Origin of the sequence: Brachybacterium tyrofermentans, from assembly GCF_039526165.1 — a bacterium.
Taxonomy (GTDB): domain Bacteria; phylum Actinomycetota; class Actinomycetes; order Actinomycetales; family Dermabacteraceae; genus Brachybacterium; species Brachybacterium tyrofermentans.
The window spans coordinates 241,126-256,104 of the sequence record NZ_BAAAIR010000034.1 but is presented as its reverse complement, the minus strand read 5'-3'; the positions used below and the strand labels follow the sequence as shown (position 1 = coordinate 256,104).

The window sequence follows — 14,979 nt, the reverse complement described above, 5'->3', positions numbered from 1 at the left end:
AGGAGAGCTCCCATGACACCCGAGAACAGCAGTCCCCGCAGTCCCAGCACATCCACCAGTCCCGTCCTGTCCCGTCGCGCCTTCGCCGTGGCCCTGGCCGGCGGTGCCGTCGCCCTCCCGGCCGCCGCCCATGCCGCTCCTGCCGGGCGCGGCAACGAGACCGCACGGATCGACGAGCTGATGGCCGGCATGAGCCTGGACCAGAAGATCGGCCAGCTCTTCGTCGCCGTCGGCTACGGCTCCGCGGCCGACGAGCCCCACGACTCGAACACCTCCACGACCGGCGTCGACACCATCGCGGACATCGTGCGCACCCATCACGTGGGCGGGCTGATCTACTTCACCTGGAGCGACAACCTCCAGGACATCGAGCAGATCGCGACCCTGTCCAATGACGTCCAGGCCGCAGCCCTGGACTCCGGCGGCATCCCGCTGATCATCAGCGCCGACGAGGAGCGCGGGGTCGTCTACCGGCTGCCCGCCCCGGCCACCCCGCTGCCCGGCGAGATGGCTCTGGGCGCGACCGGCTCGCGGGCCCACGCGCGCAAGGCCGGGGACATCGTGGGTTCCGAGCTGCGGGCCGCCGGCCTCCACCAGGCCTTCGCCCCGGTGGTCGACGTGAACATCGAGGCGCAGAACCCGGTGATCGGGGTGCGCTCCCTCGGTGCGGACCCCGCGGCCGTCGCCCGCCTGGGCGCCGCCCAGATCAAGGGCCTGCAGGGGGCGAACTGCTCCGCCGCCGCGAAGCACTTCCCCGGCCACGGCGACACCGCGACGGATTCCCACCTGGGGCTGCCCGTCATCGACCACACGCGCGAGGAGCTCGACGCGATCGACCTCCCGCCCTTCCTGGCCGCGATCGACGAGGGCGTGGACGTCATCATGACCGCCCACATCGTGGTCCCGGCACTCGACGACTCGGGCCGACCCGCCACCCTCTCGCACCCGATCCTCACCGGACTGCTGCGCGAGGAGCTCGGCTACGAGGGCGTGATCGTCACCGATTCGCTCGCCATGGAGGGCGTGCGCACCCTGTTCGGCGACGACCGGGTGCCGGTCGAGGCGATCCTCGCCGGCGCCGATCAGATGCTCATGCCGCCCGATCTCGTGGTCGCGATGGACGGCGTGCGCGAGGCGGTCGCCTCGGGGGAGATCACCGAGGAGCGCGTGGAGGAGTCGGTACGCCGGATCCTCGCCCAGAAGCTGCGCCGCGGGCTGTTCGACGAGGTCCAGGTCGATGCCGCGACGGCCGCCTCGACGATCGGCACGAAGCGCTCGGTGGGAAGCGCCCAGGCGATCGCCGATGACGCGGTCACCCTGATCACGGACGACTCCGGGATCCTGCCCCTCGCCGCCGGCTCCACGGTGCTGGTCACCGGGGTCGGCACCGCTGCGAAGCTCAATGTGGCCGTGGCCGCCCTGCGTGAGCACGGGCTGGAGGCGAACTCCCTGGTCATGCTCAGCGACGGTCGCACGATGACGGCGGGCGCCGAGGCAGAGGCCGAAGCGGCCGCCCGCGGCGTCGACGCGGTGCTCGTGTTCACCTCGTCCTCGGGATTCACCACCCCCGCCTCGCAGGTCGCGACGGTCGAGAAGCTCGCCGGGGGAGACGTCCCTGTGCTGCACGCCTCGCTGCGCAATCCCTACGACGTGGTGCACGTCGGCGAGGTCGCGGCGTCGATGGCCGCCTACGGCAACTCCGACTGCAACCTCCGGGCCGTGGCCGGCGTGGTCGCGGGCGCCGTGAACCTCCGCGGGAAGCTCCCGGTCGCGATCCCCACGGCCGACGGCACGGGGGAGGCGTTCCCGCTCGGGCACGGCCTGCGCTGACAGACGGTCCACTGGCAGCATGAGGGCGCTGCGGGGCGGTTCAGCCCTCCCCGCAGCGCCGTCCCAGGGGGTCCTCGATGCGGAACTGCTCCACGTGATACGGCCAGTCCGGGCCGGTGCGCCACTGCGAGCACACCAGGTGCATGACCTCGAGCGTGGAGCCCGGCACGATGAAGGGCCCGTACAGCTGGGCGACGACGTCGTGCGCCTCCTCGCCCCAGTCGCCGCCGTGCAGCAGGGTCGAGGGTGTCGCGCCCGCGATCGCGATGGGGGAGTCGGCGGCGAGGACGTCCACCCGGTAGTTCCCGGCGTCGAAATAGGTGAGGACCCACTGGTCCTCCACGAGCCGCAGGCACATCTCGCCGATCGCGCCGTCCAGCACGGTGACCCCGTCGCCGCCCCAGGTGCCGTCGCCGCTGAAGGTCTCGTACGCCTCGGGGTCCAGGATCGAGCCGGCCTCGACCCGTGAGAGGATCACGCCCTTGTCCCGCTGGAAGCCCGTGGTCAGCAGATACACGAAGCCGTCCTCGGGGTGGGTCGACCAGGTGCACTGCTGCATGAGCCCGCCTGCGTGGTCGCCGGGGAACATCTCCGCGGTGCGCTCCCAGCTCTTCCCGGAGTCCTCGGAGGTCCAGATCTCGGTGCCGGCGACGGTGCCGAAGCCGTGGTTGACCATCATCCACAGGTACATCGTCTCGCCCACGGTGAGCACGTCCCCGGGCAGGATCGTGGAGACCGGGTCCTCGTCGTGCTCGTAGGGCACGAGCTGCTCGGCGATCTCCCCGCCGACGGCGGAGGTCCAGGAGATCCCTTCGTCCAGAGGATGGTCGGGATCGGCGAAGAGGCCGACGGGGGAGCGCCAGAAGCCACCTCCCACCACGGGCTCCTCGAAGGTGTCGCCGAAGACGAACAGGATCCGTCCATCGGGAGCCACGGCGGGGGCGCCGAGATCCGTGGCGGCCATGCGGAAACGGTCGGTCACCCCGGGGCCCGTGATCGGCGGCATCCGCTCGATGCGGGGGCAGGCCTCCGCCGGGACGGGGCCGAAGGACGAGTCCTTCTCGGTGGCGGCGGTGCCGGCGTCGGGCACCTCCTCCGCGCCGCAGGCGGCCGTCGTCGTCGTCGTCGCGCCGAGCCCGGCCAGGGCTGCGGACCCGTGCAGGAAGGTGGAACGGGACAGCATGGCGGACCTCCTCGGGTCCTCGGTGCCCCCGCACGGCGGCGTGCGGGGTCGTGATCGTCTCGGAGCTCCTCGACGACGAAAGCTGGAGGATCACGCAGGTTCTCCGACCACCCTACGGAGTCACCGGGACGTCAGCAATCGTGTACTCACACCGAGCTGCCGACGGGCTCCTCGGTCGCGTCGGACTCGCGCACCGCGTCCGTCCGCAGCGCATCGTGAGCACGCAGCGCGTCGGCCTCGCGGGCGAGGCGGCGCCGGCGCCCCTGCACCCAGGCCCGGGTGAACACGCCGCCGGCGAGCAGCAGCACCGCGCCCATCAGGGCGATGACCACGGTGAACGTGGCCTCGAGCGAGACCAGGGAGATCAGCGCGCTGGAGAGGATGATGCCCAGCGCGCTCGCGGTGCGCAGCTGCGCGAAGACCTCGGCGCGGTGCTCGGGCTCGACCAGGCGATCCAGGACCAGCGAGTAGTAGGTCGCCAGCGGGGCGAGCACGGAGCCCACGAGCAGGGCGCCCACGACGGTGGCGGTCACCGAATGGCCCAGCCCCACGGAGGCGACGCCGAGACCGGTCACGGCGAGCCAGGCGAGCACGGTGCGCCGGCGGGGCACGCGGTTGCGCACGCTCACCCAGATCCCGCCGCAGATCGAGGTCACGCACAGGGCCACGGGGAACACGACGCCCCAGGCGGCCGGCAGGCCGAAGGAGACGGCCATCGAGACCGCGCCGATCTCGATCGCGGAGATCGCGGCCGCGCTCGCCGCTGCGCACACCAACCACAGGGCGATGATCGGGGTCAGGCGCAGGCGGCTGCGACGGTGCTCCGGGCCGGGAGCGGTGGCGCTCGCGACGCGGGGCAGCAGGAACAGGGGCCCGACGCCCAGCAGCACCATCGCCCAGACGGCGGCCTGGGGAGAGATCCCGCCGAGTGCGGCCGCGAGCACGGGCGAGGCCACGAAGGTCACCTCGTTCAGGGTGGCGGCGACGCCGAGGGCGCGCGGCAGGCGCGAGACGGGCACGAGGTGGTTGAGCACGGCACGCAGGGTCCCGAAGGCCGCGCCGTTGACCAGGCCGGCCGCGGCCGCACCGCCGACCACGAGGGCGAAGGGGGCGTCGGTCGCGGCGAGCACCGCGATCCCGACCAGGGCGAGGGCGCGCAGGCCGATGAGCGTGCGCACGAAGGGGAGCGGCGAGAAGCGGCGGCCGAAGCGGGTGATCGGCACGGCGCCGATCACCTGGGCGAGGGTCATCGCGAGCATCATCGCGGCACCGCTGGCGGCATCCCCGGTCAGCGGCAGCGCGATGAGCGCGAAGGCGATCGGGGCGGCGGCCTGCGGCACGGCGAAGAGCCCGGAGGAGGCGAACCAGCGCAGCAGGCGCACATCGGTGGTGGGGCGACGCATGGGTGACCTCCTTCGAGGCAGGACGGGGCAGAGCGGGACGAGGCGGGGTCGCGCGGTGCGAGCCCGCTCGCTATGAGCAACATAGTGCTCATCGACCAGGATGCGCAATATAGTTCCCATCACTCCCGCTAAGCTCGTCGCCATGACCGGAGGAATGCGCCCCGCCGTCGTCGAGCAGCTCGGCGACCGCATCCGTGCGGCCCGCCAGGAGCTCGACCTCAGCGTCGCCGCCCTGGCCGAGCGCAGCGACGTCAGCCGCCGCATGCTCACCCAGATCGAACTGGGCCAGGCCAACCCTTCCGTCTCGACCCTGGATCGCGTGGCCGCCGGGCTGGGGACCACCTTCGCCGCGCTCATGGGAGTGGGCGCCGACGCCCCGCCCGACGGGGTCGAGGTGTGGTCCACCGAGGGCGGCAGCTGGTCCGTGCTGCTCGATGCGATCGACACCGAGGGCCTCTCCGTCGAGACCTGGAAGTGGAAGCTGGTGGGCGAGGACCAGCGGCTGGGCGGCTCCGGCGTGCCCTCGCCGGGTGTCATGATCCACGTGATCGACGGCGCCCTGGAGATCGTGTGCGGCGAGGATGTGCAGGTCATCGAGGCCGGCGGCTCCGGTCGTGTGATCACCGACCAGGAGTACGTATACCGCGCCCGCGACGCCCAGGGCGCCGTGTTCACCTCGGTCGCGCTGCAGTCCCGCGCCGGTTAGGGTCGGCGGAGGCAGGAGCTGCTGCTTCCGCCGCGACCGCACCCGCTCGATGAGGAGCCCCTGTGCCCGCACCTCCTGCGCCCACGAACCCCGCCCCCGCAGCACCCGTCCGCCTGGTCCCCGGCGAGAAGCGGCGCCTGCTCGACGCCTCCCCGCGCCCGGAGGAACCCTGGTACGTCAACGACCACACGCTGATCCGTGCCGCCGACGGCACCTGGCACGCCTTCGGCATCTGGCACCCCGAGCCCGCCGACCCGCTGCACGAGGACCTCTTCCTCCACGCCACCGCAGCAGACCTCGAGGGCGCCCCCTGGACGGTCCACGACTCTGTCCTCCCCGCACGGCCGGATCTCGGCGAGACCCACGTCTGGGCCCCGCACGTGATCGAGCATGAGGGTCGCTACTGGATGTTCTACGCCGGAGGCACCGCCGACCACACCTCCTACCGGTTGACGCTCGCGACCAGCGAGGACCTGTTCAGCTGGACCCGCCACGAGCCGCCGCTGTTCACCGACGGCTTCGACGCTCGAGATCCCATGGTGATCCGCGACGGCGTGCGCTGGCTGCTGTACTACACGCGCACCTCCGCGCCGGACGGTGGCTTCCACGAGGTCGCCGTGCGCACCTCCGAGGACCTCCTGACCTGGTCCGAGCCTGTCGTCGCCTATCGCTCGACGCAGTCGGGGACCGTGGGCGGCCCCACCGAATCGCCCTTCGTGATCCGTGCCGGCGAGGGCTGGGTGCTGTTCGTCTGCGAGTCCACCCAGTACGACAGGACCCTCGCCTACTACTCCACCGATCCGCTGCACTTCGAGGACTCCGGCTCCCTCGACGTCGACCTCGACGAGCACTGCGCGGAGATCGTCGTGGACGGACCGCGCACCTGGACCACCGGCGGCGGCTGGGGGAGGGGCGGGCTCACCATCCGCCCGCTCGAGGTGCGGACCTGAGGGGCTGCGGACCGGGGCGTCCGGGTCGCCAGGGTCGCTCGATTCCACGGGGCGGAGCCATATACGTCGGCCCCGCCCCGCACTAAGCTCGAACCCGGCGGGCGAGCGTTCTCCCGTCCCGCCCCGTCCCCACCGGACCGCTCGACGAGGAGCCCCCGTGCCCGCAGACCTCCCCACCGACCTGCCCGGAACCGGCGCCCTCGCCGGGCACTGGATCGCCGCCGTCGACTCCACCCGCGTGCGCAGCAGGTACCCCCGCACGATCGGCCGCAACGCCCGGCTCGGGGCCCACGGCGACGGGCCCGACGTCCTCGCGATCACCGTGCGCACCGACGCCGGTGCCAGCGGCTGGGGACTCTACGAGGGACCGGAGCCCGACCTCGCCGCCTGCGTCGGCCGACCCCTCGAAGAGCTCTTCGACCCTGCTCTCGGGGTGATCGACCCTGCTGCCCTGCCCCTGGACATCGCCCTCCACGACCTCGCCGGGCGGATCCTGGGCGTGCCGGTGCACGCGATGCTCGGCGGGCACGGCACCGTGCCCGTGGCCTGCTACTCCGGGGCGATCTACTTCGACGACCTCGACCCCGAGGAGAGCCCGCGCGGCCTCGACGGCGTGCTCACGGCCTGCGCGGCCGACTGGGACGCCGGCTACCGCGCCTTCAAGCTCAAGATCGGCCGGGGCAACCTGTGGATGCCGGCCGACGAGGGCTTCGCCCGGGACGTGGAGGTGGTCCGTGCGGTGCGCGACGCCTACCCCGAGGCGCGACTGCTCGTGGACATGAACGACGGCTACAGCCCGGAGCGCACGATCCGGTTCCTCGACGCTGTCCAGGAGTGCGACCTGTACTGGATCGAGGAGCCCTTCGCCGAGCACGCCGAGGGTCTCCGCGCGGTGCGCGAGCACCTGAACCGGACCGGTTCGCGGGTCCTGGTGGCCGACGGCGAGTTCGACCCCGACGTGGAGCAGGTGCTCGACCTCGCCGCGGCAGGCCTGCTGGACGTGCTGCTCATGGACGTGCTGTCCTTCGGCTTCACCGCCTGGCGCCGCATCATGCCGCGAGTCCGCGAGGCGGGCGTGCTCGCCTCGCCCCACGCCTGGGGCCACCCGCTGAAGACCCTCTACGCCGCGCAGCTCGCCGCCGGGCTCGGCACCATCCCCGTCGTCGAGGCGGTCCCCGGCCGCACCGAGGGCGTTGACGCGACCGGCTACACGCTGCACGACGGGGCCATCACACTGCCGGACGATCCCGGCTTCGGCCTGCATCTGGGCGGCTGACGCCGGCCGACGGATCGCCGGATCGCGTCGGCCGACGGGCGCGCGGCCTCGGCGCTGAGCCGCCGGCGCTCCCGCTCGGAGTCAGGCGCCGTGGCGCCGCAGGGCCGCCGTCACGGCGACGACCGCGCCCTCCGGAACCAGCCCGATGTCCGCGAGCTGGGCGATCTCCACCCAGCGGGGCGTGTAGACGTTCTCGTCCGATGACCGCTCGACCTCCGGCCCGCCGAGACGCAGCGGACCGTCCGCGACCGTCACCGCGAAGTACCTCGCCGCGGGATCGGAGCGGATCTCCAGCTCCTGCGGGTCGCGCCCGATCAGACCGGTCTCCTCCTGCAGCTCCCGCAGGCAGGCCTCCTGGACGCTCTCGCCCCGCTCGACGCCGCCGCCCGGCAGCACCGCATACTCCCGGCCGGACGTCCGTCGGCCGATCACCAGCACCGACCCGTCGCGGACGACGACGGCGGCTGCTCGGATGCGCATGCCCCGAGCGTACCGGCGGAAAATCCCGTGCCGTCGGGTCGGCCGCGTGGAAGGGTGTGCCCATGACGCACCGGCTGACCTGGACCGACTTCCCCGACCCGCTCCGTGCGCGCCTCGAGGAGCTGCTCGGCGGAGCCGTGGTGTCCACGCAGTCCTGTCGCGGAGGTTTCTCGTCGAGCAGCGCCGAGATCCTTCGCTCGCAGGCCGGGCGTCGGCTCTTCGTCAAGGCGGTGCGCGAGCGCGACAATCCCGGTTCGATGGCCCTGAACCGTTCCGAGGCCGCCGCGCTCGCGACCATCCCCGCCTCCGCCCCGGTCCCGCCGCTGGTCGCGGCCTTCGACCACGAGGACTGGTTCGTGCTGGTCACCGAGGTGGCGCCCGGGGTCCTCCCGGCCGAGCCCTGGACCGCGACGCAGCTCAATCGGGTGCTCGCAGCGCTCGACGAGCTGCAGGCCGCGGCCACCCCGTGCCCCGTCCCGGGCCTGCGCAGCGTCGCGGAGTCGCTCGGCCCCGACATGCTCGGCTTCGACCGGGTCGCCGAGGATCCGCCGACGGATCTCGACCCGTGGATCGCCGAGCGGCTCGACGAGCTGCGCGAGGCGGCGAGGCGGGGCATCGGCGCGCTCGACGGGGACACGCTGTGCCATGCCGACGTGCGCGCGGACAACATCCTGCTCACCACAGAGGGGGAGGTGAGCCTCGTCGACTGGGCCTGGGCCTCGCGAGGCAGCCGCATCGCCGACGCCCTCCAGCTGCTCGCCTCGGTCCCGGACCCCGACGGCACGCTGCGCGTGAACGACCGTGTGGACGCCGTGCTTGACCGGCACGGTCTGCCCCGGCAGGTGGGCACCGATGTGCTGACCGGAATCCTCGCCTTCTTCGTCGACGCCGCCCGATGGCCCCATGACCCGAGCCTGCCGCTGCTGGGGGAGCATCGGCGCCGGTTCCGCGACTCCCTGGTCGCCGTGGTCCGAGAGCGCTGGTGAGGGTCCCGTCTGTGGGCGTACGATCCCAGACACCCCGGAGTCGGCGGTCAGCGTCGGAGAGGAGCTGAGATGCCCCAGCTCATCGCCGTCGTCGGCGCGACAGGCACGCTCGGGAGGACAGTCGTCGAGGTGGCCCGCGCCGAGGGGCTCGAGGTGCGGGAGATCGCCCGCTCCCGCGGCGTCGACATCGTCACGGGTGAGGGCCTCGACGAGGCGCTCCGCGGCGTCCAGCTCGTCATCGACTGCTTCAAGCCGCCCACCCTCGAGGCCGAGCAGGCGACGGAGTGGTTCCACGAGGCGATGAGCGGCCTCGGTGACGCGGCACGCCGAGCCGGCGTGACGCGCACGGTGGTCACCTCGATCGTGGGCATCGACGGGATGCAGGACTACGGCTTCTACCGTGCCCAGCTCGCGCATGAGCAGGCCGCGCGCGAGCACTGCCCGGGCACCGTGATCGTGCGTGCCACGCAGTTCCACGACTTCGTGGGGAACATGCTCGTGCGCGACGGCGAGGGTCTGCAGGTCATGGAGGCCCCCTCGCAGCCCGTCGACACCCGCGCGGTCGCCGCCCTGCTGCTGCGCACGGCGCTCGCCGAGCAGCCCGACGAGCTGCTCCAGATCGCCGGACCTCAGGTCGAGAACACCCTGGACCAGGCCCGGCGCCTGCTCGCCGCACGCGGGGACGCCACCCCCGTCACAGGCGCTCCGGCCAGCGAGTCGATGTCCCGTGGCGGCATGCTGCCCGGCCCCGAGGTGCCGACCGTCGGCCAGACCTACGAGCAGTGGCTCGACGAGCACGAACGGCCCCACGACACGATGACCGGGGGCGCACCCCGGCAGGGAGGAGATCGGACATGAGCACGGAATTCGCCGTCGGCGACCACGTGAGCTGGAACTCCGAGGCCGGGCAGGTCTCAGGAACCATCACCGCGGTCCATACCGCCGATTTTGACTACAAGGGGCACACCCGTCGCGCGAGCGCGGATGAGCCCCAGTACGAGATCCGCAGCGACACGACCGACCACGTCGCCGCGCACAAGGGCTCGGCCCTGTCGAAGCTCGGGAACTGAACACGGTGGCCCGACGGGTCCGGCGACGGTTCAGAGGCTGAAGTCGGGGTCCGGTTCCCCGAACCCCTCCGGGAGCCTGACCGGACAGAACTGCTGCATCGTGGGGTCCACGTAGTCCTGGGCGAACCGGACCGCTTCCTCCGGGGTGCGTGATCTCTGGTTGAGGCTGTCCTGCATCATCATCATGGCGTCCCAGAGCTTCGTGCCGACGGGAAGCGGCGGGCGGGAGCGGGCGAACTCCATGATCTCGACGAAGAACTCGATGCTCGGATCCCAGGCCTCGGGGTCCTGGACGGCATCCATGCTCGTCGGGATCCGGGAGATCTGCGGCATGAGGATCCGCTGCCCCTCGTATCCGGCGTAGAACGCCATGAGCTTCCAGGCCGCCTCGGACCTGCTCGACCCCTTCGGCATCGCCAGACCGAAGCCGCCTGCCCAGGTGAAGGGGTCGTCGCTGCCATCGGCGATCGGAACGTGGGTCACCCCGTAGCGCATGTCCGGTTTGTAGTCGCTCTGGGACTGCACTCCCCAGGGGCCGGAGATCTGGAACATCTGCCGCTCGGAGAAGAACGAGGTCTGCGTCGGCGGGGCGTTCGGCGGCTGGTAGGTCGCCTTGAAGGCGTCGACGCGGGGGAAGTCGAGCCGATCCACCCAGCTCGCATACTCCGTCGCGACGGCCAGCATCTCTGGGGAGTCGAGCGTCATGCTGCAGGTGCTGTTGTCGAAGAACGTGACGCCGGAGGCCATCGCCCACATCAGCAGCGAGGCCTCGCCGTCCCAGGGGATCCAGGTGATCCGCTCGTAGTTTCCCTGCTCGTCCTGGATGTCGAAGGCGTCGCTGATCTCCCACATCTGGTCCAGCGTCATGGGGCCGTTCGCCGGGTCCAGCAGCTGGGGATCGATCCCCGCCTCGTCGGTGAGGTCCGTGTTGTAGTACATGGCCCGGGTGTCCGTATCCAGCGGGAGCCCGTACCACTGGCCGTCGTAGAGCACCTCGTCCGTCGAGAACTTCACCCAGTTCGCCATGAACTCCTCGGGCTCGACGCCTTCGTACTCGCGGATCAGCTCGTCGAGCGGTTCGAGCAGGCCCAGGGACGCCATCTCGGCACCGCTGAACCGTCCCATGAAATAGACGTCCGGTCCCGTGCGTCCGCGGACAGCCGTGATCACCGAGGACGCATCGCCCTGCGAGCTGCTGGGCACCTGCGAGACGGACACGGTGATGCCGGGATTCTGCTGCGTGAACGCCTCGATGACCTCGGCTTCCTTGTCCACGTCGCTCGCCCAGATGCCCCACAGGGTCACCGTGTTCGGATCCCGGTCGGATCCGGTGGGTCGATTCGTGCATCCCGTGATGGCACCGCCGGCCACGGAGACCGTGCCCCCGGCGGTGAGGGCGCGCAGGAACTCTCGGCGATCAATCATGGCGGCACCCCGGGAACGCCGTCGTTCCGGCTGGGAGGAGAGCACTCATCATCGACCTTTCCCCGAGCGGCGACGGTACGGCCCGGTCCGTCACCGTATCCAGGGGACACGGGGGTCGATAGGCCACAGGCGGACGCGCGAGTTCGCACGACGGACGCCGCTGCTCGGGTCGCGAAGGGTCCTGCGTGTCCCGGCTGCCCCGGATGGGTCATCGGACGCAGCGGCGGCTCGGAGGGTGCGGGCGGCGGCACGCACGGGCCGATGGTGAGGCGAGCTGGCGATATGGACAGCTCACCTCACCATCGGCCAGTCGAACATCGGCGAATCGCGTCTGTGCCTGTGCCCGGCTCCGGGAGTCGCACGGTACGGCTCGCTGGTCGCCCTGGTTTGGAGCGTTCGGACTACTTCAGCCCGGCCATCTTGATGTTCGCGATGATCTGTCGCTGGAAGATCAGGAACAGGATGATCACCGGTGCCGCGGCGAGCGTCGAGCCCGCCATGAGCAGCGCCAGTTCGCTGGAACGCTCGGAGCGGAAGGTCGCCAGGTACTGCTGGACCTGGTAGAGATCCGGGCTCGTGATCGTCATGACAGGCCACACGTAGGCGTTCCAGAACACCAGGAATGACGTGATGCCCACGACCACGAAGGGCGGTTTCGACAGCGGCACGAACAGTCGCAGGAAGATCCCGAACTTCCCGCAGCCGTCGATCATCGCGGCCTCCTCGAGGCTGCGGGGGATGTTCAGATAGAACTGCCGGATGAAGAACACGTGGGCCGCCGCGGCCGCGCCGGGCAGGATCAGCACCGCGAGGGTGTCCAGCATGTGCAGCTTCGTGACCACGATGAAGCTGGTCAGCAGGATCGTCATGCCGGGGATGAACATCGTGGAGATGACCACCACCCACAGCGTGCGCTTGAAGGCGAACTCGAGCCGGGCGAAGGCGTAGGCGGCGAAGGAGTTCACCGTGAGGCTCAGCAGGGTGAACAGCACCGCGCCGAAACCGGTGATCGCCAGGGTCCGCACGAAGGCGGGGTCGGCGAGGATCTGCTGGTAGTTCTCCAGTCGCCACACCTCGGGGAAGAACTGGAACGGGGTGCGCACCACCTCCTGCTTCGACTTGAATCCGGCGATGGCCATCCACGCCAACGGGAAGAGGGCGGCGGTGACGATGACGATCGCGACGACGGTGCGGATGATCGCGGTGAGCACCCGGCGCACGGTCAGAGGCCGGCGTCGTGGCTGCGAAGGAGAGACCGGTGAGGCCGGCGCGAGGCGCCGGGAGGTCTCCAGGGGCACGGTCATCAGTCCACCAGTTTCTCGGAGTTCAGCACGCGGAAGATCAGGGCGGAGACCGCTCCCAACACGAGGAACAGCAGCAGCGCCGCCGCGATCGAATAGCCCTGATAGGTGTCCCCGCGGAAGTGGTTGAAGATGAAGAGGTTGGGCAGCGTGGTGGAGTCCAGCGGCCCGCCACCGGTCATCACCAGCGGCAGCTCGTACTGCTGGATCGCGGCCACGAAGCCCGTGATCAGCAGGTACAGCAGTACGTTCTTCATCTGGGGGATGGTGATGTACCGGGTGCGCTGCCACCAATTCGCACCCTCGAGCTGCGCGGCCTCGTAGAAGCTCTCCGGCACGTCGAGCATCGCCGCGATCATGATCAGGGTCATCAGTCCCAGCCCCATCCAGATCGCTGGCACCGCGATCGCCGGCAGCGCGAGGCGCACGTCGCCGATCCACGCCTGGTCCTCGATCCCCACCAGCCCGACGGCCGCGTTCAGCAGCCCGCCGGAGTACTCGTAGATGAGGGCGAAGGTGATCGAGGTGATCACGGCGGAGATGATCGTGGGGATGTAGACGGCGATCTTCAGGGTCGTGGCCAGGCGTCGCCCCACCCCGGTCACGAAGCTCGCGATGAGGAAGGACAGCAGCAGCTGAACGGGGAGAGTCATGAGCACGAAGAGGAGGCCGCGCCGGATCGCCGCCCGGAATTCCGGATCGGTGAGCACATTGACGAAGTTCCGCAGACCCACGAACTCCGATTCCTGGTAGAAGCTCCAGTTGAAAAAGCTCAGGTAGATCGCAGAGATCGTGGGCACGATGACGAAGATCGTCAGCAGGATCAGCACCGGCGCCAGCATCAGCAGGGCGATGCGGGTGTCGCGGGGCGGGTGGGAGTGCAGGGGAGCGGGGGAGCCCTGCGCCGTCGGGGAGCTCGTCGCCACCGGTCAGTCCCTGGGTGCCTTGCCCGCGAGCTCCTCGCGGTCGATGACCTTCTGGATCTCGCCGTTCGCGCCGCTCAGCGCCTTCGCGGGATCCTCGCCGTTCATGCCCTTCTCCAGAGCCTTGCCCATGGCGAGCAGGATGTCCCAGGGGTAGGACGGGGTGGGGACCGACGCCGGTGCGATGTCCTCGCTGACCACGGCGGACCACGGGGCATCCGCCGCTTCGGGCGCGGCCTGCACGGCGTCGGCGACGTCGGGCCGGGCGGGCGCCTTCGTGAACTGGGTGCCCACGAAGAAGGGCACCAGATTCGCGACGTCCCCGGCGAGGCACCAGGACAGGAAGTCCGCCGCGCCATCCGGCTGATCGGTCTTCGCGTCGATGACCCACTTGAAGTTGCCCAGCGTCGCCACGGAGGCGGACAGGTCGCCGTCGCTCGTGGGGAAGGGCGCGATGCCGGTGACGCCCAGGAGGTCGTCGTAGTCCGAGGCGATCTCGCTGAAGGCCCAGGACCCGGAGGTCATCATGGCGCACTTCTGTTCGCCGTACGCCTTCGCCTCGACATAGGCGCCGAGCGGCTGCTTGGGGATGTATCACTTCTCGCGCAGGGTCTTGTAGAAGCCCAGCAGCTCCTCGTACTGGGCATCCTCGGCATCGGCCTCTGACCAGTCGTCGGTGATCGGGAAGTGGCCCGCGACCTGGAACTGCTGGCCGACCGTCGCCCAGGCGAAGGTGTCCTGATCGCCGGCTGTGGTCAGCGCGAACGCCCCGTCGGGCAGGGTGGGCAGGAGCTTCTCGCAGGTCGCGTAGAGCTCATCCCAGGAGGTCGGCGGCTTCTCAGGGTCCAGCCCGGCCGCCTCGAACATGTCCTTGTTCCAGAACAGGGCGGACTGCGGCTCGAGCAGCAGCGGGTAGCCGTAGACCTTCCCGTCCACGGTCACGAGCTCCTTCGCCTGGTCGGTGAGGTTCTCGAGCTGCTCGGCGTCCAGCAGGTCGTCGAGGGCGAGGAACTGTCCCAGCCGCGCGCCCTCGTCCATCGTGGAGGGGTCCGTGTACACATCCGGCATGGTGCCCGCGGCCTGGGCGGATTTCACCCGCTGGTCCCAGGCGTCTGCGGGGACCTCGACGTCCTTGACGAAGAACTTCTCCTGGGCGTCGTTGTACGAGGAGACGATCCCGGCGTACCACTCGTTCTCGAAGGGGGTGAAGGTGCGATGCCAGAACTCGATCGGGGTGCGTCCGTCGGCCTCAGCGGCATCGTCCTTGGACTCACCGGGCGTGCCGCTGCCGCAGGCGGCGAGGGATGCCGCGGCTGCGGACGCCGCGGTCGCCGTGAGGAGGGTGCGTCGTTTCATGGTGCTGCTCCTTGCGTCGGTGCTGCCATGTCGGGGGAGGAGCTGCGTCGGGCCGATCAGCTCCGCTGCTGGGTGGACGTGCTGGATGCG

Annotated in this window: 15 protein-coding genes; 7 read left to right on the top strand and 8 right to left on the bottom strand. The window is 70.6% G+C overall.

The window, feature by feature from the left end:
- Positions 1–12: 12 nt before the first annotated feature.
- Positions 13–1,830, top strand: coding sequence for a glycoside hydrolase family 3 protein (locus tag ABD093_RS08770; protein WP_193116446.1), 1,818 nt, complete (start codon positions 13–15; stop codon positions 1,828–1,830).
- 40 nt (positions 1,831–1,870) lie between these two features.
- Here ABD093_RS08770 and ABD093_RS08765 read toward each other — a convergent pair whose 3' ends face one another.
- Together ABD093_RS08765 and ABD093_RS08760 are read right to left on the bottom strand one after the other, a co-directional pair.
- On the bottom strand, positions 1,871–3,013 hold the full coding sequence (locus ABD093_RS08765; RefSeq protein WP_343923804.1) for a glycoside hydrolase family 183 protein: 1,143 nt from the start codon (positions 3,011–3,013) through the stop codon (positions 1,871–1,873).
- A gap of 146 nt (positions 3,014–3,159) precedes the next feature.
- Positions 3,160–4,416, bottom strand: coding sequence for an MFS transporter (locus ABD093_RS08760; RefSeq protein WP_343923802.1), 1,257 nt, complete (start codon positions 4,414–4,416; stop codon positions 3,160–3,162).
- A 142-nt stretch (positions 4,417–4,558) separates the two neighbouring features.
- On the opposite strand from ABD093_RS08760, the gene ABD093_RS08755 reads away from it, so the two are divergent.
- The 3 genes from ABD093_RS08755 (at position 4,559) to ABD093_RS08745 (ending at position 7,348) form a co-directional block, all read left to right on the top strand.
- Positions 4,559–5,122: a helix-turn-helix domain-containing protein gene (locus ABD093_RS08755; RefSeq protein ID WP_343923800.1), complete on the top strand. Its 564-nt coding sequence runs from the start codon at positions 4,559–4,561 to the stop codon at positions 5,120–5,122.
- 62 nt (positions 5,123–5,184) lie between these two features.
- Positions 5,185–6,072: a glycoside hydrolase family protein gene (locus ABD093_RS08750; RefSeq protein WP_193116444.1), complete on the top strand. Its 888-nt coding sequence runs from the start codon at positions 5,185–5,187 to the stop codon at positions 6,070–6,072.
- A 157-nt stretch (positions 6,073–6,229) separates the two neighbouring features.
- Positions 6,230–7,348, top strand: coding sequence for a mandelate racemase/muconate lactonizing enzyme family protein (locus ABD093_RS08745; RefSeq protein ID WP_343923798.1), 1,119 nt, complete (start codon positions 6,230–6,232; stop codon positions 7,346–7,348).
- An 81-nt stretch (positions 7,349–7,429) separates the two neighbouring features.
- Here the strand turns inward: ABD093_RS08745 and ABD093_RS08740 are convergent, their stop codons facing one another.
- Entirely contained in the window at positions 7,430–7,828 is a 399-nt protein-coding gene (locus ABD093_RS08740; RefSeq protein ID WP_343923796.1) for an NUDIX domain-containing protein, read from the bottom strand.
- Between the two features lie 62 nt (positions 7,829–7,890).
- On the opposite strand from ABD093_RS08740, the gene ABD093_RS08735 reads away from it, so the two are divergent.
- From ABD093_RS08735 to ABD093_RS08725, 3 genes are all read left to right on the top strand, one after another.
- The gene (locus ABD093_RS08735) at positions 7,891–8,814 is read left to right on the top strand and encodes a phosphotransferase (RefSeq protein ID WP_343923794.1); all 924 of its coding nucleotides are present in this window, start codon (positions 7,891–7,893) and stop codon (positions 8,812–8,814) included.
- A 69-nt stretch (positions 8,815–8,883) separates the two neighbouring features.
- Entirely contained in the window at positions 8,884–9,672 is a 789-nt protein-coding gene (locus ABD093_RS08730) for an SDR family oxidoreductase (protein ID WP_343923792.1), read from the top strand.
- Positions 9,669–9,884, top strand: a complete 216-nt coding sequence (locus ABD093_RS08725; RefSeq protein WP_193116440.1) for a hypervirulence associated TUDOR domain-containing protein — start codon at positions 9,669–9,671, stop codon at positions 9,882–9,884. Before ABD093_RS08730 ends, ABD093_RS08725 begins: the two co-directional genes overlap by 4 nt.
- A gap of 30 nt (positions 9,885–9,914) precedes the next feature.
- On the opposite strand, the gene ABD093_RS08720 is transcribed toward ABD093_RS08725, so the two are convergent.
- From ABD093_RS08720 to ABD093_RS08700, 5 genes are all read right to left on the bottom strand, one after another.
- A complete protein-coding gene (locus ABD093_RS08720; RefSeq protein WP_343923789.1) occupies positions 9,915–11,309 on the bottom strand; it encodes an extracellular solute-binding protein in 1,395 nt (464 codons plus the stop codon).
- A gap of 401 nt (positions 11,310–11,710) precedes the next feature.
- On the bottom strand, positions 11,711–12,613 hold the full coding sequence (locus ABD093_RS08715) for a carbohydrate ABC transporter permease (RefSeq protein ID WP_193116438.1): 903 nt from the start codon (positions 12,611–12,613) through the stop codon (positions 11,711–11,713).
- On the bottom strand, positions 12,613–13,536 hold the full coding sequence (locus ABD093_RS08710) for a carbohydrate ABC transporter permease (RefSeq protein ID WP_343923787.1): 924 nt from the start codon (positions 13,534–13,536) through the stop codon (positions 12,613–12,615). Before ABD093_RS08710 ends, ABD093_RS08715 begins: the two co-directional genes overlap by 1 nt.
- Positions 13,537–13,539: 3 nt before the next feature.
- On the bottom strand, positions 13,540–14,061 hold the full coding sequence (locus tag ABD093_RS08705; RefSeq protein WP_343923785.1) for a type 2 periplasmic-binding domain-containing protein: 522 nt from the start codon (positions 14,059–14,061) through the stop codon (positions 13,540–13,542).
- 66 nt (positions 14,062–14,127) lie between these two features.
- Positions 14,128–14,889 carry an ABC transporter substrate-binding protein gene (locus tag ABD093_RS08700; RefSeq protein ID WP_343923783.1) on the bottom strand — a complete coding sequence of 254 codons (762 nt, stop codon included), beginning with the start codon at positions 14,887–14,889 and terminating at the stop codon, positions 14,128–14,130.
- Between the last annotated feature and the right edge of the window lie 90 nt (positions 14,890–14,979).

Excerpts from the sequence above, each read along its gene's own strand:
- ABD093_RS08770 (WP_193116446.1), top strand. The coding sequence starts at position 13 with ATGACACCCGAGAACAGCAGTCCCCGCAGTCCCAGCACATCCACCAGT.
- ABD093_RS08765 (WP_343923804.1), bottom strand. The coding sequence starts at position 3,013 with ATGCTGTCCCGTTCCACCTTCCTGCACGGGTCCGCAGCCCTGGCCGGG.
- ABD093_RS08760 (WP_343923802.1), bottom strand. The coding sequence starts at position 4,416 with ATGCGTCGCCCCACCACCGATGTGCGCCTGCTGCGCTGGTTCGCCTCC.
- ABD093_RS08755 (WP_343923800.1), top strand. The coding sequence starts at position 4,559 with ATGACCGGAGGAATGCGCCCCGCCGTCGTCGAGCAGCTCGGCGACCGC.
- ABD093_RS08740 (WP_343923796.1), bottom strand. The coding sequence starts at position 7,828 with ATGCGCATCCGAGCAGCCGCCGTCGTCGTCCGCGACGGGTCGGTGCTG.
- ABD093_RS08735 (WP_343923794.1), top strand. The coding sequence starts at position 7,891 with ATGACGCACCGGCTGACCTGGACCGACTTCCCCGACCCGCTCCGTGCG.
- ABD093_RS08730 (WP_343923792.1), top strand. The coding sequence starts at position 8,884 with ATGCCCCAGCTCATCGCCGTCGTCGGCGCGACAGGCACGCTCGGGAGG.
- ABD093_RS08725 (WP_193116440.1), top strand. The coding sequence starts at position 9,669 with ATGAGCACGGAATTCGCCGTCGGCGACCACGTGAGCTGGAACTCCGAG.
- ABD093_RS08720 (WP_343923789.1), bottom strand. The coding sequence starts at position 11,309 with ATGATTGATCGCCGAGAGTTCCTGCGCGCCCTCACCGCCGGGGGCACG.
- ABD093_RS08715 (WP_193116438.1), bottom strand. The coding sequence starts at position 12,613 with ATGACCGTGCCCCTGGAGACCTCCCGGCGCCTCGCGCCGGCCTCACCG.
- ABD093_RS08705 (WP_343923785.1), bottom strand. The coding sequence starts at position 14,061 with ATGATGACCTCCGGGTCCTGGGCCTTCAGCGAGATCGCCTCGGACTAC.
- ABD093_RS08700 (WP_343923783.1), bottom strand. The coding sequence starts at position 14,889 with ATGAAACGACGCACCCTCCTCACGGCGACCGCGGCGTCCGCAGCCGCG.